Source organism: Bifidobacterium moukalabense DSM 27321 (assembly GCF_000522505.1).
GTDB lineage: Bacteria > Actinomycetota > Actinomycetes > Actinomycetales > Bifidobacteriaceae > Bifidobacterium > Bifidobacterium moukalabense.
The window spans coordinates 169,074-194,293 of the sequence record NZ_AZMV01000002.1 but is presented as its reverse complement, the minus strand read 5'-3'; the positions used below and the strand labels follow the sequence as shown (position 1 = coordinate 194,293).

The following is a 25,220-nucleotide window of genomic DNA, read 5'->3' as shown; positions in this document are numbered from 1 at the left end:
GAACATGACCGTAATCACCGAAGCCAACAAGGCTCTGGCCAAGGACCTGACCGCCAAACTCACGTTGGGCGAGAAGATCGCCATCGTGCACGCCGCGGGCCTGTTCCGTAACGGCGGTGCCGAACGGCTGGGCATTCCGTCCCTCAAGATGGACGACGGTCCGATGGGTCCTCGCGCCGAACTGCATAACGACAACTGGGCGCCGCTGTACAACACCCGCGACTACGTGACCTACCTGCCTTCCGGCTCGGCCGTCGCCTCCACCTGGAACCCTGATCTGGCCCGCGCGACCGGCGAGGTGCTTGGCGAGGAGGCGCGTGGCCGCGGCAAAGACGTGATTCTCGGCCCCTCCATCAACATCAAACGCAGCCCGCTATGCGGACGCAACTTCGAATACATGAGCGAGGATCCGGTACTGACCTCCGTACAGGGCGTAGCCTACATCCAGGGCGTGCAGGAATCCGACGTGGCCGCCTGCGCGAAGCACTATGCGGTCAACAGCCAGGAGACCGACCGACTTGACGTTGACGAGAGCGTAAGCGAGCGGGCATTGCGCGAAATCTACCTGCCGGCTTTCGAGGCGGCGGTGCAGGATGGCGGCGTGCTCTCCGTCATGGGCGCTTACAATCTCGTCAACGGCACCAAGTGCTGCGAACACAGGCAGCTGCTTGACGACATTCTGCGCGGTGAATACGGCTTCGATGGTTTCGTCGTTTCCGATTGGAGCGCCGTGCGCGACACCAAGGCCAGCGCCGAAGTCGGTATGGACGTCGAGATGTCGGTGACGCCGAATTTCGACGAATACTACTTTGCGGAACCGCTGAAGAAGGCCGTGGAGGCCGGTGAGGTCAGGGAAGGCGACATCGACGTGAAGGTCGAGCGCGTGATCGCCGTCATGGATGCGTTGCACATGCTGGGCGATGCCCGCGCGAACCGCAAGCCGGGGCGTTACGCAAGCCTTGGCCATGCCGCAAAGGCACTGGATGTCGCGCGCGAATCCATCATTCTGCTCAAGAACGATGAGGGTCTGCTGCCGCTTGACGAGACGAAGATGACCCGACTGCTGGTCATCGGCGCGAACGCCGACCGCATCCACTCGAACGGTGGCGGCTCGGCCGTGATCAAGGCGTTGCATGAGGTTTCGCCTCTGCTGGGCCTCAACGGCGAGCTTGGCGGCAATGTCGACATCGAATATGTACTCGGATACGACGCCAAACAGGTCAACCAGGACGAGTCCTGGCAGGAGGAGAGCCTTGAAAACTCCAAGGGCTCCGATGCCAAGGACGAAGGGCGGGCCAAGGTGCTGCGTGAGGAGGCCGTGGCCAAGGCCCGCGAGTACGCCGACGCCGGGAATCCGGTGATCTTCGTCGGCGGCCTTGACCATGAACATGACCTGGAAGGTCGCGATCGCACCGACATGCGCTTGCCGTACGGCCAGGACGAGTTGATCGAAGCGCTGCTTGAGGCCGATTCGAACACAATTCTTGTCTTTGTGGCCGGCTCTCCGGTCGAGATGCCGTGGGCCGGCAAGGCCAAGACCATCGTGTGGAACTGGTATGCGGGCTGCGAATCCGGCACCGCGCTGGCCGAGGTACTGCTGGGGCGCGTGAATCCGAGCGGCCATCTGCCGGAAACCTTCCCGATAGCGCTCGCCGACGAACCCGCGCATAAGATCGGCACCTTCGGTCTCGAAGGCCACGTCGACTACACGGAAGACATCTACGTGGGGTACCGCTATTTCGATACCAGGCGGATTCCGGTGCTCTTCCCGTTCGGCCATGGACTGAGCTATACGAGCTTCGCCTATCACGGCATTGACGTGCGCCATGTGGGCGATGAGATCCGTGCCACCTTCACCGTCGAGAACACCGGGGGCCGCGCCGGCAAGGCGGTCGCCCAGGTGTATCTCGGCCTTGAGGGCACCGGCGAGGATCGCCCGGCCAAGGAGCTCAAGGGCTTCGCCAAAGTCGAACTGGCTGCCGGCGAGTCCCGTGAAGTCACCGTGACGATGCCCGTCGCCAAGGCACTGCGCTACTGGTCCAACGAATCCGAAGCCTACGCCCTTGCGCCGGCGGCAAACGTGTTCGTGGGTGATTCGGTTGAAGATATCCGTCTTTCCGGACGTGTCGCATAGCGCTTATCTATAAACTTATCAATAAGGTAAAATGAAATAACAAACCGTCTTTGGAGGGCCGACCACGACCGGCCTTCCAAAGACGGAATCCGATCAATGCAAAGGAGCAATGTATGAAGTTCCTCAACGGCGGCTGGCTCGTCAAGGATGGTTTCAGCGTCAAGTACGCAGCGAACATCTATACTGCCAACATCGAGCCGAAGAAGCTTACCCTGTTCTGCCCGTTCGGCTCTCCGATCTACAACGCCGGCATGACGCTCGACGGCGGCATCCTGACCATCGAGGTCACCTCGCCGCGCGAAGACGTGATCACCACCAAGCTGATCAACTTCAGGAAGGATCGCAGCAACTGCCCGAAGTTCGGCTTGAACGAAACCGATCCGGACGTTGAAATCAGCGAGACCGACGACAAGTGGACCTTCACCTCCGGCCGCCTGACCCTCGAAATCGCCAAGGGTGAGACCATCGACTTCAAGTACTTGTACGACGGCAAGGTCATCGCGCACTCCGGCTGGCGTGCCAAGGGCCTCGTCACCGATCCGGAAGGCCGTCTGCACGTGAGCGAACAGCTCGACCTCGGCGTGGGCGAGAAGATCTACGGCTTGGGCGAACGCTTCACCAACTTCATCAAGAACGGCCAGACCGTCGACATCTGGAACGAGGACGGCGGCACCGGCACCGAGCAGGCCTACAAGAACATCCCGTTCTACCTGTCCAACAGGAAGTACGGCCTGTTCGTCGACAATCCGGGCAAGGTCAGCTTCGAGGTCGGCTCCGAGAAGGTCTCCCGCGTGCAGTTCTCCGTGCCGGGCGAAGAGATGAGCTACTCCGTGATCGGCGGCGAGGATCTCAAGGTGATCCTCAACACCTACACCGACCTGACCGGCAAGGCCCCGCTGGTTCCGGATTGGAGCTATGGCCTGTGGCTGTCCACCTCCTTCACCACCGACTACGACGAGAAGACCGTGCTCGAGTTCGTCGACGGCATGGCCGAGCGCAACATTCCACTGTCCGTATTCCACTTCGACTGCCGTTGGATGAAGGAACTCGAATGGTGCAACTTCGAGTGGGACAAGTCCAAGTTCCCGGATCCGGAAGGTTTGCTCAAGAAGCTGCATGACCGCGGCCTGAAGATCTGCGTGTGGATCAACTCCTACATCGGCCAGAAGTCCCCGCTGTTCGAGGAAGGCGCCAGGAACGGCTACTTCATCAAGAACGAAGACGGCTCCGTGTGGCAGTGGGACAAGTGGCAGGCCGGCATGGCCGTCGTCGACTTCACCAACCCGGAGGCCACCGAGTGGTACCAGGGCTACCTGAAGAAGCTCGTGGCCATGGGCGTCGACTGCTTCAAGACCGACTTCGGCGAACGCATCCCGACCGAGGGCGTCAAGTATTATGACGGTTCCGATCCGGAACTGATGCACAACTACTACACCTACCTGTACAACAAGGCCGTCTATGACGTACTCGTCGAAACCAAGGGCGCCGATCAGGCCATTCTGTTCGCCCGTTCCGCAACCGTGGGCGGCCAGCAGTTCCCGGTGCATTGGGGCGGCGACTGCTCCTCCAACTACCCGTCCATGGCGGAATCCCTGCGTGCCGGCCTGAGCTTCGGCATGTCCGGCTTCGGCTACTGGAGCCACGACATCGCCGGCTTCGAGGATCAGGCGAGCCCGGACCTGTACAAGCGTTGGACGCAGTTCGGCCTGTTGAGCTCCCACTCCCGCTACCACGGCTCCACTGCCTACAAGGTGCCGTGGCTGTATGGCGACGAGGCCGTCGACGTGGCCCGCGAGTTCACCGAGCTCAAGCTGCAGCTCAAGCCGTACCTGCTCAAGATGGCTCAGGAGACGCACGAGACAGGCGTTCCGATGATGCGTGCCATGGTGCTCGAATTCCCGGACGACCCGACCTGCGAAGACATCGACACCCAGTACATGCTGGGCGATGACCTGCTGGTCGCCCCGGTATTCCGCGAGGATGGCGTGGCCCGCTTCTATGTGCCGGACGACGGCACCGGCCAGGCCTGGACCAACATCATCACCGGCACCGCCTACGAACCGGGCAAGTGGTACACCGAGCAGTACGACTACCACACCCTGCCGGTGCTGGCACGCCCGGGCACCGATCCGCTGCACGTGTGATGTGAAAACCTGTCTCCCGCTGGTGAGACTGACAGGTCGAAGGGCCTAGCTGAGGGTGGCTTTGCATCGTAGAGGCCACCTTCAGCCGCGCGAACGCGCGGCCGCTCCCGCCAGTGGGAGTTTTGTATGGCGAGAAGAGGCGACGAATGACCACAGCACTTGAATTTGTGCGCGATCTCGGTCTCGGCTGGAATCTGGGCAACACCTTCGACCCGGTTCCGCTGAACGATGAGCGCAACATAAGGATCACCACCGGGGGAGTGTGGACGCCCGAAGACCAGCAGCGGCTGTGGTTCAACAAACCGTTCACCCGCGAATGCGCCTTCTTCGTCAAGAAGGCAGGTTTCGGCACCATTCGTATTCCCGTTACATGGAAAGACTGGCAGAATCCGAACACCGGCGACGTCGACACGGTATGGATGGACGCCGTGCAGCGTGCCGTCGACTGGAGCTATGATGCCGGACTGAACGTAATCGTCGACGTACACCACGATGGCGGCAATGGCCCGTTCGGTTGGATCCGCACCGCCAGCGAGGACTATCCGGGCGTCTGCTCTCGTTTTTCCGCACTGTGGCATCAGATCGCGGAACGATTCCACGACTACGACCATCATCTGATCTTCGAAGGCGGCAATGAGATCTGCTTTCCGCACGCCGCCCACCAAGACACTGCCTACGAACTGCTCAATCGGCTGAACCAACTGTTTGTCGATATCGTGCGTACCTCCGGCGGCAACAATGCCGACCGGTTCCTTCTGATCCCCGGTTACAACACCGACACCGCACTGACCTGCAACGAGCGCTTCCGGCTGCCGAAAGACGTCATCGACGATCATCTGATTGTGTCGATCCACTACTACTCGCCTGCCGAATTCGTGCTCGCCGAACATGACAGCGACTGGTGCACGCCGATCGACGAATGGGGTAGCGACGAGGAGGTGGCCGCAGTCGAAGCGGACTTCGCCAAACAGAAGGCGCGTTTCATCGACAATGGCATTCCTGTGATCGTCGGCGAGTACGGCCTTCTGACCGAACCCATCGACCACAAGGATCACGACAGCAACATCAGATGGCTGCGTACCGTCATCCGCTGCGCGCTAGCCAACGGCTCCTGCCCGATCCTATGGGACACCTCCACCAAGGAAATGCGCTTTCTCGATCGCGAAACCGGCCGTTTCTTCGATCCCGAGATCGAAGCCATCTACCAAGAGGCGCACGCCATGTCGGCAGCGCGATAACACAACCTCCAACGAAGAAAGTTCCCTGCAATGACCCTTTTCAACGTTATCGAAGCCAAGCGTATCGCGTCAGGCTTTCATCCGGATCCGACTATCTGCGAAACCCCTCAGGGTACGTATTACATGGTCAACAGCTCCTTCGAATTCTTTCCGGGCCTGCCTGTGTTCGAAAGCACCGACGGCGAGCATTGGCGGCACATCGGCAACGCAATGGACAGGGAGTCCCAGTTCCCCTATGAATTCATGGGTAACAGCCAAGGCATCTACGCACCGACGTTGCGCTACCATGGCGGCCGATACTATCTGATTGTCACCAACGTCAACAAAGGCAACATGATCCTCACCACCGACGATCCGCATAACGGATGGTCCGATCCGATCTGGGTGGAGGGATGGCCGGGCATTGACCCCAGCCTGTTCTTTGATGACGACGGTTCGGTCTACATCTGCGGCAACGAAGGTTCCGAGCCGGACGACAATGGTGAATGTGAACCCGCGGGAATCTACCTGTCACGCATCGATGTCACCACAGGAACCGTGCTGACCAAACGTCAGCGTATCTGCGGAGGCATCACCGGATCGAATCCGGAAGGCCCGCACATGTACAAGCGAGGCGACACATACTATCTCATGTGGGCCGAAGGTGGTACGGAATCCGGACACATGGAGAACATCGCCCGCTCGTCCAGTCCGACCGGGCCGTACGAGATGTATCCGGGCAATCCACTGATCACCAACCGCAGCACACATTTGACCTTACAGGCCATCGGACACTGCGATTGCGCCCATTTCGACACCGAGCGAACCCTGATGGTGTTCCATGGCACGCGCAACAACGACGAGTATCCTGCCCAAGGCTGGCTTGGCCGTGAACCGTATGGGGTGTGGTTCACGTGGAAGGATGGTTGGCCCGACCTTGCCGACCAGTCCTACGATTGCCCTCTCAACGGTTGTGGCGAGGCTTTGGAGCGTGAGATCGCATGGATCACACCGAGCATCGACAAGGCACATCGCTTTACGATGAATGATGCGGGCTCGCATATCACCGTCACGGCCGCGCAACAGGATTTCGGTTTGAAGGCGGGAGCGCCGATGATCGGCACTCGGCAGACCGATTTCCGTTGTGCGTTTACGGCGACCATCGCCGATCCGACGCAACTCGTCTCCGGAACTGCCGGCATCGCGATTTATGCGAACGCCGACCACTATATGACCATCTCAGTGCATTCCGTCGAAGCCGATACCGTCGCAATCGATGCGATCGTGCACAATGCTGGTCTGATATCACGGGTCGGCGATGTGCATGTACCAGCGGGCGGACCGGTACGGCTTATCGTTCGGGGTGACGATTACGGCTACGCCTTCGCCGTCGGTACTTCTTCCGACGAAACTACGCTCGGCAAGGCTCCCGGCAAAGTACTGAGCTTCACCAACGCTGGAGGATTCACCGGAATCTTGCTTGGTATCTATGCGCACGGTGTCGGCGTCGTCGATTTCACCGAAGTGCACTATCAGGCAGGTACCGGCGTTGCCGATGAGTAACGGCAATTGTTGCCAAGTGAAAACGTACGAGATTCAGTCTGAAGAAGGAGACCCTGATGAAACCGATCTATGACCACTTCCTGTTCGGCGGCGATTGGAACCCGGAACAGTGGCCGGAGGAGACCTGGGAGCATGACATCGAAATGCTCGAAGACGCCTATATCAACGAAGTCACCATCAACGTGTTCTCGTGGGCGCTGCTGCAGCCGGCCGAGGATCGCTACGACTTCACCATGCTCGACAACATCGTCGCGCTGCTCGTCAAGCACGATTTCAACATCGTGATGGCCACCGGCACCGCGGCCTTGCCTGGCTGGATGGTGCGTCTGCACCCTGAAGTGATTCGTACCGAACAGAGCGGCACCCGCCACGTGTTCGGAGGCCGGCACAACTTCTGCCCGACCTCGCCGTACTTCCGCGAAGTGTCCCGCGCGCTCGCCGCACATGTGGCCGAACGCTACACCGGCACTCCGGGCCTCGTGAACTGGCATGTGTGCAACGAATACGGCGGAGGCGGCGGCCTGTGCTACTGCGATCAGTGTGCGGCCGCCTTCCGCGAATGGCTCAAGGCCAAGTACGGTACCGTCGAAGCGCTCAACCAGGCGTGGTGCGCGAACTTCTGGAGCCACACCATCACCGATTGGGCCGACGTGGTGCCGCCGGTCAACTACGGCGACGGCATCAGCGACGCTAAGTGCGTGGTCTCCGGCCTGCAGATGGACTACCGCCGCTTCCAAAGCCAGGCGCAGCTCGCATGCTATGTGAACGAACGTGATGCGATTCGTGAATACGATGCGGCCACGCCGATCACCACCAATCTCATGGGCACGTTCAAGGACCTCGATTACTTCGAGTGGGCCAAGGAGATGGACGTGGTCAGCTGGGACAACTACCCGGGCATGGACACCCTGCCGAGCTTCACCGCCATGTGTCATGACCTGATGCGCGGCATCGGCGGCAACAAGCCGTTCATGCTGATGGAACAGACCCCGAACCAGCAGAACTGGTTCCCGTTCTGCAAGGTCAAGCGCCCCGGCGAGGTGCGTAAGCTCAGCTGGCAGGCCGTGGCCCACGGTGCCGACACCGTGCAGTTCTTCCAGATGAAGCAGTCCATCGGCGGTTGCGAACGTTTCCATGGCGCGGTCATCGCGCATGACGGTACCGAGGATTCCCGCGTGTTCAAGGAGACCGCGGCACTCGGCGACGAGCTGGCCCGCATCGGCAAGCGCATCATGGGCTCCGAGATCCACGCGAAAGTCGCCATCATGTTCGATTGGCAGAGCTACTGGTCGCTCGAAGGCTGCGTCGGCCCGACCACCGGTTTCTCATATCCGAACGAAGTGCACCGTTTCTACCGCGCACTGTGGCGCCGCAACGTGCCGGTCGACATGATCGAAAGCACCATGCCGCTCAATGAGCTCAAGAAGTACGATCTGGTCATCGCCCCCGCGCTGATCACCGTGCTGCCGGGCGTTGCCGAAACGTTGGAAGCCTATGTCTCCGATGGCGGCAACTTCGTCACCGGCTATATGGCTGGCATCCATGACGAGCATGATCTGGTGGTGCCGGGAGGCTATCCGGGCAAGCTGCGCAAGCTCATGGGCGTATGGATCGAGGAGATCGACGCACTTGCTCCCAGCGAGACCATCGAGGTGCATGGCGATATGGTCGACGCCAAAGGCGAGATCGTGGCAAGCATCATCCACCGTGAGGGTGCCAGGCGTCTCGCGACCTATGGCGGCAGCGAATTCTATGCGGGCCATTCCGCGCTTACGGTCAACGACTTCGGTTCCGGTAAGGCATATTTCGTCGGCACCCCGCTTGACGAGACCGGCATGAACGCCTTCATGGCGCCGATTGTGAGCGAGCTGGGTCTGGGGCCGATCGATACCCCGGAAGACGTGAGCCTGTCGGTGCGCTATGCCGATGACGGTACGCGTTACGCGTTCCTCATCAACAACGGCAACGCCGACAGGCGACTGTGCGTCGGCGAGCTTAATGGCGGAGAGGAGCTGCTGTCGGGTGCCCGCATCGACGATCTGATCGAGCTCGGGCCATACGGCGTCAACGTCATCAAACTATAGATGGGTGTGCACGAGTGTCGGGGATAGTTCTACAATGAAGAAGCATCATCGGGCGAATCAAGACGGGTTAGATGACGATATGACGGCGAAGAAGCGTATCCTGGCATTCGAAATCGGCACGTTCTTCACGCGATATGTTGTTTTCGAAGACGGACGAATGGGCATCCCCGGCACCATCGCGACGCCGGTGGACAGTGTGGAATCCTTCTATCAGGCGCTCGCGCACATCGCCAACAACCAACGCTTCCCGCTTGACGGCATCGCCATGAGCGTGCCCGGATTCATCGATATTGACAGGCAGCTGGCCGTCACCGCTGGTGCGCTTGGCATGCTGTACAAGCACGAGATTGGTAAAGAGCTGCAGAAGTATCTGGATGATCCGGTACCGACATGGATGGAGAACGATGCGAATTGTGCTGCGATGGCGGAGAAACTCAATGGCAATGCCGTCAAGCTGGATGATTTCGCGCTGATTACCATTGATACCGGCGTCGGTGGTGCCTTGTTCCTTGATGGCAAAATCCGTCGTGGCAAGGATTGGCGCGCCGGCGAACTTGGCATGATGATTCCGAATTACGAAAACGGAGGATTTCAGACCCTACAGAACTATCTGTCGACTATTGTGCTGGCCGAAAACTATGCGGAGGAATTGGATGTGCCTTCTGGATCCATCGTGCCGACGACGTTGTTCCACAAGCTGGATGACCCGCATGTGTGCAAAATCGTGGATAAGTGGGTTGACTATCTTGCCATCGCTGTGTTCAACATTACTGCGGTCGCCGATCCCGAATGTGTGCTGCTCGGCGGCGGCATCTGTCGTGAGCAGCAGCTTTTGCCGCTGGTCAACGCGGCGCTCGACAGGATTCCGGCATGGGACTCCTTCCGCACGTCCGTAAAGCGTTGCCGCCACACCAACAATGCCGGCCTGATCGGCGCCTACTACGCCTTCGAAACTGAAGTCGACGGCCTGGAGGAAGTGCCGATCCGCTGACTGTTGGTGCTGGCTGACTGCTGGTACCCACCGACTGCCCGGCTATTTCAGTGTGCTGCCGAATCGGGAGAACCGGCATGCATACCACAGTTCCGCGGTGGTGCCCGGATCGTTCAGATCGACGCCCAGCTCTTTGCCGATGACACCCAGATATTTGGTCAGCGTATGCCGGTGCATGCCGGCCATCCGCGCGGCTTCCTCGGCTCTGCCACGGCTTTGCAGCCATGCCCACAGCACGTCGATGGCACGTACCTGGGTGCCGGAATCCACTTTGGCGATCTGCGATTCCGATGTTTTCGCGGTTCCCGCCTGCCTTGGTTTCCCCGCCTTGGTATGCGGTCCGGTTGACAGGTCGAATATGAGATTTGCGATCGGCGCGAGCTTCAGATCCGCGAATGCGCGCATCAGTGACGGCTCCACCACGCCCTCCAATGTCGCACCGCCTTCACCGCTGCCGTACTGTACCAGCGCCTTGCCGCTGGTCAGTGCCTCCGCACCTGCCTGATATGCCTCATGCCGCGCACGGGGCATATCGATCCAGGTCACACCTGAGGATTGGCCCACGGTCAGCCTGCCCGTACGGGTCAGCTGCTGTGTCCACATCGCCGCATTCGATTGCGATACGATCGCCCACATATCGCCGTCCACAATGCCAAACACCACACGATTGTCGTTCTTCGCCACCGTACGTCGGAACGGTTCGAACAGTCGGCCGGCATCCTCCAGCGCGTCCTGCTGGCCGATAATGCGCAGCGCGACCAACGGCTGCACCGGCAGTCCGCTCCACACGTCATCCGCAAAACGGCGCACCGATTGCGATTCGCCTTCCAGACACAGCCGGGTCATCGTGGAACGAAGATGATTGAGGGATCGGTTGGAATCAGCGGTGCCATTGACGGCTAAGGAAAGCAGCGACGCGGCTTCGGCGACGAGTGGGTGGTCTATTGTGCCTTTTTCGCCCTTTCGTCCGGCAACGAGGTACCCGAGTGTTTGTTTTGTTGGTGAGGCGACATGGAAAATTGCGATATCGTACCCTTTTGCCACGGTGAACTTCGCTTCGCCCAGCACGCTGAAGGCCAGCGCATCTCCCAGAGCGCCTACCTCGACCGGTAGAACATGGTGGGAGGATGAAATGATGCTTCCCACCGGGTTGAGCAGGGCGACCCATCCGCCGATGAGTTCGGCTAACCGGGAAACTATGGTGCTGACCGGATCAAGTGACTTGACGCTGCGCATGAGCCTTTGCTGGTTGCTGTACATACGGGCGAAGTTCTGGTGGGTGTCGTCGGAAATGCCGCGGGCAATTGTCTTGGAAATGGCAATGAACGGGGTTTTGAGCGGAACGCTGAACAATGCCAGGCCGGTCGCCTCGCATTGATACACCAACCATTGGGGAATGGAATCGTGTTGCACGCCAATGCCAAATCCGATGCCACGTACCCCGGCATCGATGAGTCGTGAAGCGAATGAGCGGTGTATCTCGTCTGGCTGGTCTTTGGGCATTACCAGACCGGTGGTAAGAAGCACCTCTCCGCCTTCGAGATATGGAGTGGGGTCTGGAGATTCCGAAAAATGGACCCACGAGATAGGCATATCCAGTGTCTCCTTGTCCCCTTCCACGGCCAGGGAAAGATTTAAGGAACGTTGCTCCAGCAAAATGTTGACTGTGATTGCCATACGTACATGGTAGGTGTTTGCGCATGCGTTTATAGAAAGATCGGCCACATATCGACATTATTTTCGACAACTCGTCCATAACTTTTGCTTTTCCGGATTTCTATCTTGATAGTCAACGACACCTCAAGCGAAACGGAAGGAGCATGAATGACCAGACAAAGCGCGCTCACCATCGCCATGGCACAGAAGAGCCAGCTCGCCATCGGCGAGCCGTTCAGTGTTTTCGCGGACGATGTTCGTCATATCGCCTCCCTTCGCGATGAAAACGACAATAAACCCGAGTTGATCGTTTTCCCTGAAATGCATCTTTTCGGCACCGGGGATCTAGACGAGGAACATGCTTACCTCGCCCAATGCGACGCAGCCAGCGATATGCATGACGAACTCATGGACAATTTCGGCCATCTCGCCAAGGAGCTTGGAATTTGGCTGATTCCCGGAACCATTCCGGAACGAAATGCCGAGGGTGGCATCTTCAACACGGCTCCGGTGTTCTCTCCCGAAGGCGAATTGATTGCCTCATACCGAAAGATCTGCCCCTGGCGTCCATTCGAGCGGTATACCCCCGGCAATTCCTTTACGGTTTTCGACATTCCCGGGAAAGGACGTGTGGGCATCATGATTTGCTATGACGCCTGGTTCCCGGAGATCAGTCGTCAGATCTCCTGGCTCGGAGCGGACCTCATCGTCAATCCTGTTTTCACAACCACTCCTGACAGAAAGCAGGAACTGGTGCTGGCACAGGCCAACGCAATCGTCAATCAGATTTTCGTGGCCAGCCTGAATGCTCCGGCGCCGCAAGGTGCAGGGCAATCGCTGTTGGTGGATCCAGAGGGCGAGGTCATCGCCCGGACCGATAACGCCGAAGAGCGTGTGATGGTCGTCACAGTCGACTTGCAGAGAGTCTCGGCGGTGCGCGGCGACGGAACCGCTGGCAGCAACAAAATGTGGGAGCAATTCCGTCCGGGCGATGCTCCGGTTCCCCTGCCTCTTTACCAGGGATCAATAGATTCAGACCGATGGCACATACAGGGGTAGTCCCAATCCCGAACAGGCATTGCAGTGAATGGGCGCCAATGCAGGCAGCGCTTTGAAAGGAAAGATATGACAGCACAGACACTCGAAGGCAACGCAACCCGCCCGACGCAGATGTCGGAAACCGTTGCCGAACCTGAACTCAAACGGACCATGGGCTTGCGCTCCGTGGTGCTCTTCGGTTTGGCCTACATGACCCCGATTATTGCCTTGGGAACATTCGGCGTCATTGCCGCTGCCTCGCATGGTGCGGCGCCGACGGCGTATCTTGTAGCCACCATTGCCATGATGTTCACGGCTGGCAGCTATGGTCGTATGGCTGTGCTTCATCCGCAGGCAGGCAGCGCCTACACATATGTCGGCAAGTCCATCAGCCGTAAGCTCGGATTCCTTGTGGGTTGGGCCATGCTGTTGGATTACATGTTCCTGCCCATGGTGGTGTGGCTGATCGGGGCCTCGTACCTCAACGCACAGTTCCCCGCAGTGCCGATCTGGGTGTGGGTTCTGGGGTTCATCGTTCTTACCACTGCCATCAACATCATCGGTTTGAATGTCGCCGATAAAATCAACTATGCGTTGATGTTCTTCCAGGCTTTGGTCATCGTTGTGTTCATGGTGCTGTCCATTCGTTCCGTTCTCGGCGGAACTGGCGAAGGCACGCTGTTTTCGATCACGCCTTTCGTGGGTGAGGGCTCCTCGCTGTCGGCCGTCGTCGCCGGTGCCGCCATTGCCGCTTACTCGTTCCTTGGTTTCGATGCCGTTACGACGTTAAGTGAGGAAACCCGCGATCCGGAGCATACGATTCCGCGTGCAATCATGCTGGTCGCCCTGATCGGAGGCCTTATCTTCATCGCAATCGCATACACCACGCAGTTGGTCCACCCTGGATTCGTATTCGCCGATGAGTCTTCCGCCGCGTATGAGATCGCCGCACAGGTTGGCGGCAACCTCTTCACCGCGGTGTTCATTGCAGGCCTGTGCTTTGGACAGTTCACGTCCGGCATCGCCACCCAGGCTTCCGCATCGCGACTGCTGTATGTGATGGGTCGCGACGGAGTGCTTCCGAAGCGTATCTTCGGCAAGCTCGGAAAGCGCTTCGACACTCCGGTATTCAGCATTCTGCTTGTAGCCGTGGTGGGTTTGATCGCAACCTTCCTTGATGTGGCCACATCCACATCCTTCGTGAATTTCGGCGCGTTCATCGCATTCACCATGGTCAACGTCTGCGTGGTGTGCTCATATGTCCGTGCCGGTGAAGACGAACGTCGCGAACGGTTCCGCGGCGGTGCACTGCTCAATATCGTCGCTCCGCTGATCGGTGCAGCATGCTGCATCTATCTGTTGGTCCATCTAGATATGCACGCGGTGGTGTTGGGAATTTCCTGGCTGACCATCGGAATCATCATCCTTGCTGTGCTGACCAAGGGCTTTCGGCGTAATCCTCCGGAATATGGCAATGCCTGACAGTGAGATGCGGCAACCAATAGTTAAACAATCATAAAGAACTTTATCCATAAGGAAAGGAAAAAGATCATGTCAGTCCCACAGGTCGCACGTAACATCGTCACCGCCATTCCGGGCCCGAAGTCGCAGGCGTTGGAGGAGGAGCATCACCGCTATGTCAGTGCCGGCGTCGGCCAGGGCATGCCGGTGTTCGCCGAAACCGCAAGCGGCTCCACCATCACCGACGTGGACGGCAACCGTTTCATCGATCTCGCTTCCGGCATCGCCGTGACCGGCGTCGGCAACTGCGCGCCGGAAGTCGTCGCGGCCGTGCAGGAGGAAGTGGCCAAGCTCACCCACACCAACTTCGCCACCACTCCGTACGCCAACTACGTCGAAGTGTGCAAGAAGCTTGCCGAACATACGCCGGGCGACTTCGCCAAGAAGAGCGTGCTGGTCAACTCCGGCGCCGAAGCCGTTGAGAACGCCATCAAGATCGCCCGCAAGTACACCGGCCGTTCCGCCATCGTGGTGATGGAGAACGCGTTCCACGGCCGCACCAACCTGACCATGGCCATGACCACCAAGTCCATGCCGTACAAGCAGGGCTTCGGCGCATTCGCTCCGGACGTCTTCCGCGTACCGTTCTCCTATCCGCTGCGCGACGATTTCGGTGCGGACGGTGCGGCCGCAGCGAAGGCCGCCGCCGCCAAGATCGAGCTGCTGGTCGGCTCCGCCAACGTGGCCGCCGTGATCGCCGAACCGATTCAGGGCGAAGGCGGCTTCATCGTGCCGGCCGAAGGCTTCCTGTCCGGCCTGGCCGAATGGGCCCACGTGCATGACGTGCTGTATATCTCCGACGAAATTCAGGCCGGCTTCTGCCGCTCCGGCAAGTGGTTCGCCTGCGAGTACGACGGCGTCGTTCCCGACCTGATCACCACCGCCAAGGCTCTCGGTGGCGGCATGCCGCTCGCAGCCGTGACCGGTCGCGCCGAAATCATGGACGCCGTGCAGCCCGGCGGCATCGGCGGCACCTACGGCGGTAACCCGGTTTCCTGCGCCGCTTCTCTTGCGGCAATCGGCATTATGGAAGAGCAGGATCTGCCGGCAAAGGCCGCACATATCGGTGAAGTCGTCGAATCCGTACTCGGTCCGCTGGTCGGCGAGGTGCCGACGGTGGCCGAAGTGCGTGGCCGCGGTGCCATGATCGGCGTTGAATTCGTCAAGCCGGGCACCATGGAGCCGAACAAGGAGCTGGTCGGTCGCATCACCAAGCGCACCATCCAGGAAGGCCTGATCATGCTGACCTGCGGCATCAACGGCAACGTGATCCGTCTGCTGCCGCCGCTGGTCATCACCGATGACGAGCTGAACGAGGCACTGGCGGTGCTCAAGGAGATCATCGTCGAGGAAAGCGCCAAGTAGCGCAGCATTGTTGCCGACGGCGAAATCGTTGGTAACGAATCCTCAAGCAAACAGGCATAGAGTTGGCTGCAATCGCCGGAACAGGCGCGGTTGCAGCCAACCTTTTGAAAGGACGCATCATGAAACTGTTGACGGTCGGACCCGACAACATCTATACCTACGATACGGTCAAGGAGTTCTTCGCATCGTTCGAACTCGGACCGAAGGACCTGCTGGTCAGCATCGAGGTGATCTACAAGCAGTTCCTGGAGCCGTACGCGAACGGCGCGAACGTGATTCTTGTCGACAAGTACGGCGCGCAGGAGCCGACCGACGTGATGATCGACGAATTCATCGCGGATGCCGGCAAATTCGACTATGACCGCATCGTGGCGGTTGGCGGCGGCGCCGTCATGGACATGTCGAAGGTCGTGGCGGTGGCCGGTGGCGCCTCCATCGACGACGTGATCGACCATCTGCCCGATTTCAAGCGTGCCGTACGCCTCGTGCTCGTACCGACCACCTGCGGCACCGGCTCGGAAGTCACCGAAATCGCGGCCATCAATCGCACGCGCCTGGGTTGCAAGGCCGGAATCGCAAGCCCTGAGATGTTCGCCGACGACGCCGTGCTCGTGCCTGAACTGCTCTACGGACTGCCTGACCACGTGTTCGCCACCAGCTCGCTCGATGCACTCGTGCACTCCGTGGAATCCACGCTCTCGCCGAACTCCACGCCATACACGCGCATGTTCGGCTATGAGGCTATGAAGATGATCATCTCCGGCTACAAGGCCGTCGCCGAAGCCGGCCCTGCCGGCTCGCCGGAGCGCCGCGCCAAGCGCAACGAACTGATGCGCGACTTCCTGATCGCCTCCGATTACGCGGGCATCAGCTTCGATACCGGCGGGTGCGCCGCCGTGCATGCGCTGAGCTACCAGCTGGGCGGCAAATACCATGTGCCGCACGGCGAATCCAACTATGCGATGTTCACCGGCGTGCTGCGCAACTACATGGAGATCAAGCCGGAAGGCGAGATCCTCAAGATGAACCAGTTCATCGCCGACATTCTCGGCTGCGACGTGGCCGACGTGTACGACGAGCTGGAGACGCTCATCAACAAGCTGCTGCCGAAGAAGGCGCTGCACGAGTACGGCGTGACCGAACAGGATCTGCCGGAATTCGCCGACCGCGTCATCAAGACGCAGGAGCGACTCATGAAGAACTGCTTCGTGCCGCTCGATTACGATCGCGTGCTCAAGATCTTCAAGGAGCTGTACTGATTCTCTTGGGTTGCGGCGCGATGCATCCGTAGCGTGTGCGGAAGCGGATTGATTTCGAGGTGGTGCCGTTTTCTCGCCCCCCTACTGGGGGTACCGGGGACGGCACCACTTCGGTTTTCAACGCAAGGCTGATCATCCCCGTTCGCATGATCACAATGGATCCTGATGGCCGGTATGTGAAATTCCGGCATGAGGGCACATATGCCCGTGTATTATCAGGCGCAGACACGGGGGCCGCAAGGCTGAGAGGAAGCATCCGCTTCGACCGTTTGAACGTATACCGGGTAATGCCGGCGCACGGACGTCTCTCTTATTTCCCGTGCCTTTATGCATGTCGTAGGCGGTGCATCCGTCGGCGGCATCACTAAGGAAAGGAAAATCATGACCATTCACGTACCCGAAGCGCCGGAACCGGCACGCGGCGACTACGCTTGGTTGGGCGCGGAATCGGACTCCGTCGCCGACCGGATGTACATGCTTAATACCGAGGATTGGCGGGAAGCCATCAACTCACGTTTCGTCAACGAGCTGTTGGATGACACCCTGCCGGAAGAGATATTGAAATCATATCTGATTCAGGATTTCAAGTTCTACAACAACGGCATGATGGCCCGTCTCATCAAGTTGGCTCCGCGTCAGGAAACCAAGGACATGCTCGCCGCCCAGTCGCAATGGTTCGCGGACAACGAGGCCACGTATTTCCAGCATTTCCTCGAGGCCTACCACGTCAGCCAACAGGAATATGACGACACTGAACAGACCCAGGCGAACAGGGATTACGGTGCGTACCTCGATACGCTGTCCGACAGGAGCTGGCCGGAACTGATCACCGCGATCTGCTGCATGGAATGGCTGTATCTCGCATGGGCCAAGCGCACGGTCGACGCCGGAGTCGTACAGCAGGTCCCGGCGCACAAGGGATGGGTCGACCTGCACGAGGGCGCGCATTTCCGCAAATGGGTCGGCTATCTCATCGCGCTGGTCAACGAATACTGCTCCATCGACGGTCAGGAAGCCGAGGTATTCCGCACCATCGTGCACCTGGAACGCCGCTTCTTCGACGATTCCTACCCGCAGGACTGATTCCATGCAGGACATCTCGTATCAACTTCAGCAGGCAGGGGATACGAGATGCAGTGGGTTTCCTGATATGCGGGCGACATCCGTCCGGATACGCTATGAGGCCATCGGGCCGATGGCCTCATAGCGACCATATGCACTGATTCTCTTGGGCTACTGCGAGATTCATGAGTAACTGGAAGGCCAGCTTCGTGGTATCGATGGAACTAGCCTTCCGCTACATTACTCAGAACATGAGCATGATCAAGGATTCCTGCTTCTTGCTTGTAGTTGCGTTTGAGGGAGCCAGTGCGCCACAATCGATGGTGGCTTTGGCATGTGTGTTGTTGAGATCCGCTACTAGATCACCGCATAGCAATGATGTGTTGGTGGAAGCTAGTACACGTTGTTCATGGCTGATAAGCGCGGCGGGGCGGTCGAGTCGAAGCAGCTGTTCGCACACTTCATGTTCTAATGTGGCGGCGCTGAGGTCCAAACCGGCCACGCCTGCGAAGTGACGGTCCACATAGAAGGGGCGGCTGAGAGTCAGAGTGAATTCGTTGGAGCAGATGTAGTCGATATATGGGCCGGTGATGTGCAGTCCGTCGGTGTTCTTCGGACCGGTCCACCAATCCTGGACGGTGAAATTGTAGAACGATGCCGACTGGGGATTGTCGGAAATGCGCAGCGGACGGATTGTCGCCTGATTGGTTTGATTCCAACGTGAGGTCCACCAACAGGAGTGCCATGGGGCGTCTGGCAGGAAATCCGGGGAGGGAATCAGGCCCGCGCCGATGATTCTGCGATCCTGTTCCAAGGCGGGATGCGTGAGGCGTTCGGAGAGTGAATCGAACTCTTGCTTGTTGATAATGGAGTGTGCGGTCTGCCTGGTGATCTCCATCTCCCAATCATGCAGCATCTTTGCGTAGACGTTGAACAGGTCATGAATCTGGTGGGATACCTCAATGGGAGTGGTCGGCGATAGTGTGTTTTCGACGTGCTGTTGCTGCAGGGCGAGCTTGCGTTCGACCAGCCATGAAAAACCGACCTTGATGATGTCGGTGATGCGCCGTTCGAATAGCTGATCCTGATTGGTGGAAAGCAGGTGTGCCGCGTACTTGTATTGCTTTGCCAGAAAGTCGATCTGCTCTTTGTCCGCAAAACGGAGCCAGAGCAGATGCTTGAGTTTGTCTTGCAGATCTATCAGGGAGTTCACCAAGTGCGGTGACGTGGTCGCCACTGCAATTTCGATGTGTAGTTGCATTTCATGATGGCCATGCGTGAGATAGTCGTCATTCTCCGTTCCTGCGGTTTCCAGATCATTAACCAGGGATTGAATGGCTTCCAGAATGGCATTTCTTTCGCGTGCGGAAGCTTCTTCGGTAGCTAGACGTGCCGAGCTTGACACCAATGCGATATACAGTGCGCGATGATCCTTGATCTCCATGGTAGGCATGGTCAACAGATTGGATTCCAGACGTTGGATGTTACGTGACGGACTTGATGTGATGAAACTTCCGCCGTCGCGCCCTCTTCTGGTCTCCACCAGATCCTCGGAACGTAGCTGCTCCAATGCTTCGCGTGTGGTGATGGGGGAGACTGCGAACATGTGGGCCATCTCGCTTTCCCCTGGGAGTTTCTCCCCGTTTTTCAGCATTCCCGATTCGATGGCCTGAGTCAGGCGTTCCGTGATAAGTTCCGCCTTGGTGGTCTCGTCTAGCGGTTGAAAGATGCTCATGCGGCCAAGGGGTGTATTCATATCTAGCAGTGTAGCAATGATTTCGGGAAGTTTATGGTGTTTTCTTCCATGTAATATGCGAGCCACATTTTTTTAAACATATAGAACTATATGATTCAAACGATAAAAAGGAAGGTTTATAATGGACGCGATTACAATTACTGACGTCACCAAAAGATTCGGCTCTTTCCTTGCCATTGACAACCTTAATATGTCCATTCGGGAAGGCGAGTTTTTCTCCATGCTCGGCCCTTCCGGTTCAGGAAAGACCACAACGCTTCGTCTCATCGCGGGATTCGAGAGGACGACCAGCGGAACCATTGAACTCGCAGGGGAGAATGTGACCGACAAGGCTCCGTTCGAGCGCGACGTGAATACCGTGTTCCAGGATTACGCACTGTTCCCGCATATGAGCGTCGTTGACAACGTGGCATACGGTCTGAAGGTACACGGGGTCGATCATGCGGAACGTTACGACCGTGCCCACAAAATGCTCGATCTGGTACAGCTCGATTCCAAGGCCAATAACAAGCCAAGGGAGCTTTCCGGAGGACAGCAGCAGCGCGTGGCCTTGGCCCGAGCGTTGGTGCTCGAGCCAAAGGTGCTGTTGCTTGACGAGCCGCTGTCGGCATTGGATATGAAACTGCGCCAGCAGATGCAGGTGGAGCTCAAGCAGTTGCAACGAGACTTGCATATCACCTTCGTATTCGTCACCCATGATCAACAGGAGGCCATGGTGATGAGCGATCGAATCGCGGTCTTCAACAAGGGGCGTGTGCAGCAGATGGGCACTCCAGCGGAGATCTACAATCATCCGGCGAACAGTTTCGTCGCGAGCTTTGTGGGAACAATGAACTTCATTCCGGAAACAATCGTTACGGCGAACGGGTTCCCTGCCGGCAGCTATACCATACGCCCGGAACGTATCGTCTTCGTCGATGCTGACGACAATCCCGATATGGTCACGGCCGAGGGACAGGTGACTGATTGCATCTACTTGGGTACGGAATATCGAATTCTTATCAAGCTCACGACTCGTGAAACATTCACGGTCGTACGTCCTGTAGGCGAGACGGTACCGGAGAGGGGGGGAGAACATCAGACTCGCATGGCGTAGGAACGATCAGATTCTACTGGAGGAGCACTGATTCCGCAGTGGATCGATGCGAAAGAGAGGAAGCATCATGAGCAAGAGCAACAAGCATATTATCAAGCGGGCCACGGCCCTGGTATTCGCCGCCGCGGGCGTCATCGCGATGACAGGTTGTGGCGCGACAAGCGCAGGAAGCAGCACGAGCGGCGGTACGGCCGTGCAAAAGCTCGGTAAAGCGGAAGGTGAAGTTTCGATTCTGGCATGGCCGGGCTACGTGGAAGACGGCTCCGACGATCCGGATGTGGATTGGGTCTCCGAGTTCGAGCAGGATACTGGTTGTCAGGTGACGTCGAAGACCTACGGCACCAGTGACGAGGCGTACAACCTCATCAAGACATCGGATAAGTATGATGTGATTGCGGCATCAGGCGACCTTACGCTACGACTGATCAACAGTGGGCTGGTACAGCCCGTTAATACCGATCTCATCCCTAATTACAAGGATGTGTACAGTTTCTTGAAGAACCGTGATTTCAACACGGTGGACGGCAAGAGTTATGGTGTGCCCCATGGTTACGGCGCGAATCTGCTGATGTACAACAAGTCTGATTTCTCCAAGGAGCCGACTTCCTGGGACGTGGTGTTCAACCAGTCCAAGGCCAGCCAATTCAGCGGCAAGGTTACTGCGTATGATTCCCCGATCTACATCGCCGATGCGGCGATCTACCTGATGGCACATAAGCCTGAATTGAAGATCAAGAATCCGTATGCCTTGGACGAGGACCAGCTTCAGGCCGCAGTGGATCTGCTCAAGGAACAGAACAAGAACGTTGGCGAGTACTGGTCCGATTCCCTTAAGCTCGCTCAGGCTTTCCAGAGCGGCGACACCGTGGTCGGCACCGGTTGGCAGGTGGTATACAACCAGCTTGACTCTTCAAAGTTCGGTATCACCACTCCATCCGAAGGCGTTACCGGATGGAGCGATACGTGGATGATTTCTTCCAAGACCAAACACACCACCTGCGCCTATAAGTGGTTGGATTATATCGATAGTCCGAAGGCCAACGCCCAGGCCACCGAGTACTTCGGCGAGGCTCCGGCCAACAAGAACGCCTGCCAGTATGCTTCCGACGGTAAGTTCTGCGATGTGTACCATGCCGGAGATGAGGAGTTCGAGAAGAAGATCTGGTACTGGAACACTCCGATCAAGCAGTGCATCGACGGTCGTACGGACGTCAAGTGCACCGATTATACCGAGTGGACCAAGGCCTGGCAGGAAATCAAGGGCTGACCATCATGAAACAGCGAGCGAAAAAGCCTGTTTCCTCGTTCCTCTACAATCATCCGACACTGCACCGTTGGGCATTACTCGTTCTGCCGGTCGGTTGGATGGCACTGGTGTACATCGTCGCCTTGATCGCTTTGCTCATCACGGCACTGTGGTCAGTCAACGAGTACACCGGCGCGGTGGAGATGACTTGGACCTTCGATAACCTCATCCAGGCGTTTACCGACAGCTTGTACCTTACGGTGACCGAACGTACGTTGTTCATCGCGGTGTTGGCGACGGTCATCGACATCATTCTGGCGTTCCCGATTGCCTTCTATATGGCACGGATGGCATCGCCACGTGCGCGCAAGTTGTTGGTGATACTTGTCTCGACGCCGTTATGGGCTGGATATCTTGTCAAGGCATATGCTTGGAGGTCGGTGCTGTCCGGTTCCGGTGTGCTTGACATGATATTGCGGCCATTCGGTGGCCACTCGCCCGGATATGGTTTGTTCGCGGTGATTCTTGTGGAAGTCTATCTGTGGCTTCCCTACGTGATCACCCCAATCTACACGGCGTTCGAGCAGGTTCCCGAATCCTTGCTGGAAGCATCGAGCGACTTAGGCGCCCGTAGTGGCGTGACCATTCGCAAAGTACTGCTGCCAATGATTGTGCCGGGTGTGGTCGCCGGTTCCATCTTCAGCTTCTCGCTGTCGTTGGGTGACTACATTGTGGCCGGCATCGTAGGTGGAAAAACACAGGTTCTAGGCAATATCATCTACACCGATGTCGGCGTCGCCAACAATTCCCCGATGGCTGCGGCCTGTGCGCTCATTCCGATCATCATCATCGGCGTGTATCTCATGTTGGTCAGCCGTACCGGTGCTCTGAAACGTCTGTAGTCAGGAGGTGTGGCAATGGAATTGAAGAAATCCACAAAAGTGTTGTTCGGCATCGCCGCAGGCATTGTGCTGCTGTTCATCTACGCGCCGTTGGCTGTGGTGCTGATCAATTCGGTGAATGGCGATGCCACTTTGGCATGGCCTGTGCGTTCCGTCACGTTCGAATGGTGGGGAAGGGCATTTCATTCGGCAGGATTGCTGAGTGCGGCGCTGACCAGTTTCGGCGTGGCCATCGTCGCCACCATCGTCTCGCTGATTCTTGGTACGCTGTGCGCGCTTGCATTGCAGCGATACGACTTCTTCGGTAAAAGTGCGATCAATATGCTGGTCATTCTGCCGATCGCCTTACCGGGCATCGTCACCGGTATCGCATTGAACAATGCCTTCACCACCATGGTTGGTATCAAGTTATCGATGTTCACGTTGATTGTCGCGCATGTGACGTTCACCATCGTCACGGTCTACAACAATGTGTTTGCCCGTCTTGGGCAGCTTGGGCAACACACGGAAGAGGCTTCCGCTGACCTAGGTGCCGGTGTCTGGACAACATTCAGGCTGGTCACTTTCCCGCGTATCAAATCCTCACTGTTTGCGGGCGCTCTGTTGGCGTTCGCGTTAAGTTTCGACGAAATAGTGGTGACGACGTTCACTGCCGGGCAAGACATCACCACACTGCCGATCTGGATCATGAACAACATGTTCCGTCCTCATCAGGCTCCGGTCGTTTCCGTGGTCGCGGTAATCATGGTGGTCATTTCCCTGGTGCCGTTGTGGCTGTCGCAACGGGTTACATCGGATATCGATTAATAGCAGAAGGAGCAAGTCATGTCGCATTATGCGGTAACGAATCCCGCGACCGGCGAGGTGGAGGAGACCTTTGCCACTTATTCTGATGAACAGGTGGAAGCCGCGCTCAGTGGAGCTCAGATTGCGTTCGAGCAGTGGGGGCGAACCTCAAGCAAGGCGGAGCGTTCCGCCTTGCTGCGCAGGGTCGCCGATCTGTATGAGGAACGCAAGGAAGAACTGGCGGACATCATTCATCACGAAATGGGCAAGCTTCCCGAAGAGTGCTTGGCCGAAGTGGAGTTTTCCGGTGCGATTTACCGCTATTACGCGGATAACGGTGAGTTCTTCCTTGAGGATGCTCCGATTCAACGCGAGGCCGAAGGCTCAGCCGTAATCCGCAAGTTGCCGATAGGTCCGTTATTCGGTGTCATGCCGTGGAACTACCCGTACTATCAGGTTGCTCGATTTGCGGCGCCGAATCTCATGCTTGGCAACACCATTCTGCTCAAGCATGCTTCCCTGTGCCCGAAATCCTCGGCGGCTATGGAGCGGATCTTCTTGGATGCAGGCTTCCCGAATGGTGCGTTCACCAATCTGTACATCACCAACGAACAGTCTGCGGCCGTCATCGCGGATCATCGTGTTCGTGGCGTGAGTCTGACAGGTTCCGAGCGTGCCGGGGTGGCCATCGCCTCTGAAGCGGGAGCGGCGCTGAAGAAGGTGGTATGTGAACTTGGTGGCTCCGATCCATTCATTTTGCTGAGCACCGACGATATGGATGCCACCGTCGCAGCTGCCATCGGGGGACGGTATGAGAACTGCGGGCAGATCTGCAACGGCGCGAAGCGGTTCATTGTTGTGGATTCGCTGTATGACGAGTTTCTCAGTAAGTTTGCCGAAGCATCCGAAAATCTTGAGTTGGCGCCGTTGTGTTCCAAGGCCGCCGCCGAACATCTCGCCGAACAGGTGCGCGAGGCCGTTGAATCGGGCGCCACATTGGCATTGGGTGACGGTGTGAATGACGGGGCTTATTTCCGCCCGGCCATTCTTACGGATATTCCGGAGGAATCTTCGGCGCGGTATGAGGAATTCTTCGGACCGGTGGCGCAATTCTACCGTGTGAAGGATGAGGCCGAAGCCGTGAAAGTCGCCAACGATACGGTATACGGTCTTGGTTCGTATGTTTTCACCATCGATCCCGCACAGGGCGAACGTGTGGCCGACGCCCTGGAAACCGGTATGACCTACATCAATGAAGTTGGTGCTGATTCCTGCGAGTTGCCGTTTGGCGGTGTGAAGAATTCGGGCTATGGACGTGAACTGGGAGCGCTGGGAATCAACGAATTCGTTAATCTCAAACTCATCAGCACCTCCACTCCGGGCAGGTTCTAGCCAGGCCG

18 protein-coding genes and 1 riboswitch are annotated in these 25,220 nt (G+C 57.9%); of the genes, 16 read left to right on the top strand and 2 right to left on the bottom strand.

The annotated features are described in order from the left end of the window. Nucleotides 1–4: 4 nt before the first annotated feature. The 6 genes from BMOU_RS02890 (at nt 5) to BMOU_RS02865 (ending at nt 10,133) form a co-directional block, all read left to right on the top strand. Nucleotides 5–2,134, top strand: a complete 2,130-nt coding sequence (locus BMOU_RS02890; protein ID WP_034874711.1) for a beta-glucosidase family protein — start codon at nt 5–7, stop codon at nt 2,132–2,134. 113 nt (nt 2,135–2,247) lie between these two features. Continuing rightward, nucleotides 2,248–4,278 (top strand): alpha-xylosidase, encoded by a 2,031-nt coding sequence (yicI, locus tag BMOU_RS02885; RefSeq protein ID WP_034874709.1) that lies wholly within the window; start codon nt 2,248–2,250, stop codon nt 4,276–4,278. A 146-nt stretch (nt 4,279–4,424) separates the two neighbouring features. Further along, complete coding sequence (locus BMOU_RS02880) at nt 4,425–5,516, top strand: glycoside hydrolase family 5 protein (RefSeq protein WP_034874707.1); 1,092 nt, start codon at nt 4,425–4,427, stop codon at nt 5,514–5,516. A 30-nt stretch (nt 5,517–5,546) separates the two neighbouring features. Beyond that, on the top strand, nt 5,547–7,058 hold the full coding sequence (locus BMOU_RS02875; RefSeq protein ID WP_034874705.1) for a glycoside hydrolase family 43 protein: 1,512 nt from the start codon (nt 5,547–5,549) through the stop codon (nt 7,056–7,058). Between the two features lie 56 nt (nt 7,059–7,114). Then, on the top strand, nt 7,115–9,142 hold the full coding sequence (locus BMOU_RS02870; protein WP_034874703.1) for a beta-galactosidase: 2,028 nt from the start codon (nt 7,115–7,117) through the stop codon (nt 9,140–9,142). A 79-nt stretch (nt 9,143–9,221) separates the two neighbouring features. Beyond that, nucleotides 9,222–10,133, top strand: a complete 912-nt coding sequence (locus BMOU_RS02865) for an ROK family protein (RefSeq protein WP_034874701.1) — start codon at nt 9,222–9,224, stop codon at nt 10,131–10,133. 42 nt (nt 10,134–10,175) lie between these two features. Here the strand turns inward: BMOU_RS02865 and BMOU_RS02860 are convergent, their stop codons facing one another. Further along, nucleotides 10,176–11,810: a PucR family transcriptional regulator gene (locus BMOU_RS02860; protein ID WP_034874699.1), complete on the bottom strand. Its 1,635-nt coding sequence runs from the start codon at nt 11,808–11,810 to the stop codon at nt 10,176–10,178. Between the two features lie 147 nt (nt 11,811–11,957). Between BMOU_RS02860 and BMOU_RS02855 the strand changes: the two genes are divergently transcribed. The 5 genes from BMOU_RS02855 (at nt 11,958) to BMOU_RS02835 (ending at nt 18,055) form a co-directional block, all read left to right on the top strand. Continuing rightward, nucleotides 11,958–12,848: a carbon-nitrogen hydrolase family protein gene (locus BMOU_RS02855; protein WP_034874697.1), complete on the top strand. Its 891-nt coding sequence runs from the start codon at nt 11,958–11,960 to the stop codon at nt 12,846–12,848. 66 nt (nt 12,849–12,914) lie between these two features. After that, nucleotides 12,915–14,309, top strand: coding sequence for an APC family permease (locus BMOU_RS02850; protein ID WP_200864817.1), 1,395 nt, complete (start codon nt 12,915–12,917; stop codon nt 14,307–14,309). Nucleotides 14,310–14,378: 69 nt separating this feature from the next. Then, nucleotides 14,379–15,713 (top strand): 4-aminobutyrate--2-oxoglutarate transaminase, encoded by a 1,335-nt coding sequence (gene gabT / locus BMOU_RS02845; RefSeq protein WP_034874695.1) that lies wholly within the window; start codon nt 14,379–14,381, stop codon nt 15,711–15,713. A 119-nt stretch (nt 15,714–15,832) separates the two neighbouring features. Further along, nucleotides 15,833–16,972 (top strand): 4-hydroxybutyrate dehydrogenase, encoded by a 1,140-nt coding sequence (locus tag BMOU_RS02840; protein ID WP_034874693.1) that lies wholly within the window; start codon nt 15,833–15,835, stop codon nt 16,970–16,972. 217 nt (nt 16,973–17,189) lie between these two features. Further along, nucleotides 17,190–17,292, top strand: a riboswitch (TPP riboswitch). A 61-nt stretch (nt 17,293–17,353) separates the two neighbouring features. Then, nucleotides 17,354–18,055, top strand: coding sequence for a TenA family protein (locus BMOU_RS02835; RefSeq protein ID WP_034874691.1), 702 nt, complete (start codon nt 17,354–17,356; stop codon nt 18,053–18,055). A 223-nt stretch (nt 18,056–18,278) separates the two neighbouring features. Here BMOU_RS02835 and BMOU_RS02830 read toward each other — a convergent pair whose 3' ends face one another. Next, the gene (locus BMOU_RS02830) at nt 18,279–19,769 is read right to left on the bottom strand and encodes a GntR family transcriptional regulator (protein ID WP_034874690.1); all 1,491 of its coding nucleotides are present in this window, start codon (nt 19,767–19,769) and stop codon (nt 18,279–18,281) included. A gap of 142 nt (nt 19,770–19,911) precedes the next feature. On the opposite strand from BMOU_RS02830, the gene BMOU_RS02825 reads away from it, so the two are divergent. The 5 genes from BMOU_RS02825 (at nt 19,912) to BMOU_RS02805 (ending at nt 25,212) form a co-directional block, all read left to right on the top strand. Then, nucleotides 19,912–20,886: an ABC transporter ATP-binding protein gene (locus BMOU_RS02825; RefSeq protein WP_235143673.1), complete on the top strand. Its 975-nt coding sequence runs from the start codon at nt 19,912–19,914 to the stop codon at nt 20,884–20,886. A gap of 67 nt (nt 20,887–20,953) precedes the next feature. Continuing rightward, complete coding sequence (locus tag BMOU_RS02820; RefSeq protein ID WP_051428867.1) at nt 20,954–22,153, top strand: ABC transporter substrate-binding protein; 1,200 nt, start codon at nt 20,954–20,956, stop codon at nt 22,151–22,153. Nucleotides 22,154–22,158: 5 nt separating this feature from the next. Further along, nucleotides 22,159–23,034, top strand: a complete 876-nt coding sequence (locus tag BMOU_RS02815; RefSeq protein ID WP_034874688.1) for an ABC transporter permease — start codon at nt 22,159–22,161, stop codon at nt 23,032–23,034. 15 nt (nt 23,035–23,049) lie between these two features. Beyond that, nucleotides 23,050–23,841, top strand: coding sequence for an ABC transporter permease (locus BMOU_RS02810; RefSeq protein ID WP_034874686.1), 792 nt, complete (start codon nt 23,050–23,052; stop codon nt 23,839–23,841). 18 nt (nt 23,842–23,859) lie between these two features. Further along, the gene (locus tag BMOU_RS02805) at nt 23,860–25,212 is read left to right on the top strand and encodes an NAD-dependent succinate-semialdehyde dehydrogenase (RefSeq protein WP_034874684.1); all 1,353 of its coding nucleotides are present in this window, start codon (nt 23,860–23,862) and stop codon (nt 25,210–25,212) included. Nucleotides 25,213–25,220: the final 8 nt, after the last annotated feature.

Excerpts from the sequence above, each read along its gene's own strand:
- gabT (WP_034874695.1), top strand. The coding sequence starts at position 14,379 with ATGTCAGTCCCACAGGTCGCACGTAACATCGTCACCGCCATTCCGGGC.
- BMOU_RS02815 (WP_034874688.1), top strand. The coding sequence starts at position 22,159 with ATGAAACAGCGAGCGAAAAAGCCTGTTTCCTCGTTCCTCTACAATCAT.
- yicI (WP_034874709.1), top strand. The coding sequence starts at position 2,248 with ATGAAGTTCCTCAACGGCGGCTGGCTCGTCAAGGATGGTTTCAGCGTC.
- BMOU_RS02825 (WP_235143673.1), top strand. The coding sequence starts at position 19,912 with ATGGACGCGATTACAATTACTGACGTCACCAAAAGATTCGGCTCTTTC.
- BMOU_RS02820 (WP_051428867.1), top strand. The coding sequence starts at position 20,954 with ATGAGCAAGAGCAACAAGCATATTATCAAGCGGGCCACGGCCCTGGTA.
- BMOU_RS02840 (WP_034874693.1), top strand. The coding sequence starts at position 15,833 with ATGAAACTGTTGACGGTCGGACCCGACAACATCTATACCTACGATACG.
- BMOU_RS02880 (WP_034874707.1), top strand. The coding sequence starts at position 4,425 with ATGACCACAGCACTTGAATTTGTGCGCGATCTCGGTCTCGGCTGGAAT.
- BMOU_RS02890 (WP_034874711.1), top strand. The coding sequence starts at position 5 with ATGACCGTAATCACCGAAGCCAACAAGGCTCTGGCCAAGGACCTGACC.
- BMOU_RS02875 (WP_034874705.1), top strand. The coding sequence starts at position 5,547 with ATGACCCTTTTCAACGTTATCGAAGCCAAGCGTATCGCGTCAGGCTTT.
- BMOU_RS02810 (WP_034874686.1), top strand. The coding sequence starts at position 23,050 with ATGGAATTGAAGAAATCCACAAAAGTGTTGTTCGGCATCGCCGCAGGC.
- BMOU_RS02865 (WP_034874701.1), top strand. The coding sequence starts at position 9,222 with ATGACGGCGAAGAAGCGTATCCTGGCATTCGAAATCGGCACGTTCTTC.
- BMOU_RS02835 (WP_034874691.1), top strand. The coding sequence starts at position 17,354 with ATGACCATTCACGTACCCGAAGCGCCGGAACCGGCACGCGGCGACTAC.
- BMOU_RS02870 (WP_034874703.1), top strand. The coding sequence starts at position 7,115 with ATGAAACCGATCTATGACCACTTCCTGTTCGGCGGCGATTGGAACCCG.
- BMOU_RS02850 (WP_200864817.1), top strand. The coding sequence starts at position 12,915 with ATGACAGCACAGACACTCGAAGGCAACGCAACCCGCCCGACGCAGATG.
- BMOU_RS02860 (WP_034874699.1), bottom strand. The coding sequence starts at position 11,810 with ATGGCAATCACAGTCAACATTTTGCTGGAGCAACGTTCCTTAAATCTT.
- BMOU_RS02830 (WP_034874690.1), bottom strand. The coding sequence starts at position 19,769 with ATGAGCATCTTTCAACCGCTAGACGAGACCACCAAGGCGGAACTTATC.
- BMOU_RS02805 (WP_034874684.1), top strand. The coding sequence starts at position 23,860 with ATGTCGCATTATGCGGTAACGAATCCCGCGACCGGCGAGGTGGAGGAG.
- BMOU_RS02855 (WP_034874697.1), top strand. The coding sequence starts at position 11,958 with ATGACCAGACAAAGCGCGCTCACCATCGCCATGGCACAGAAGAGCCAG.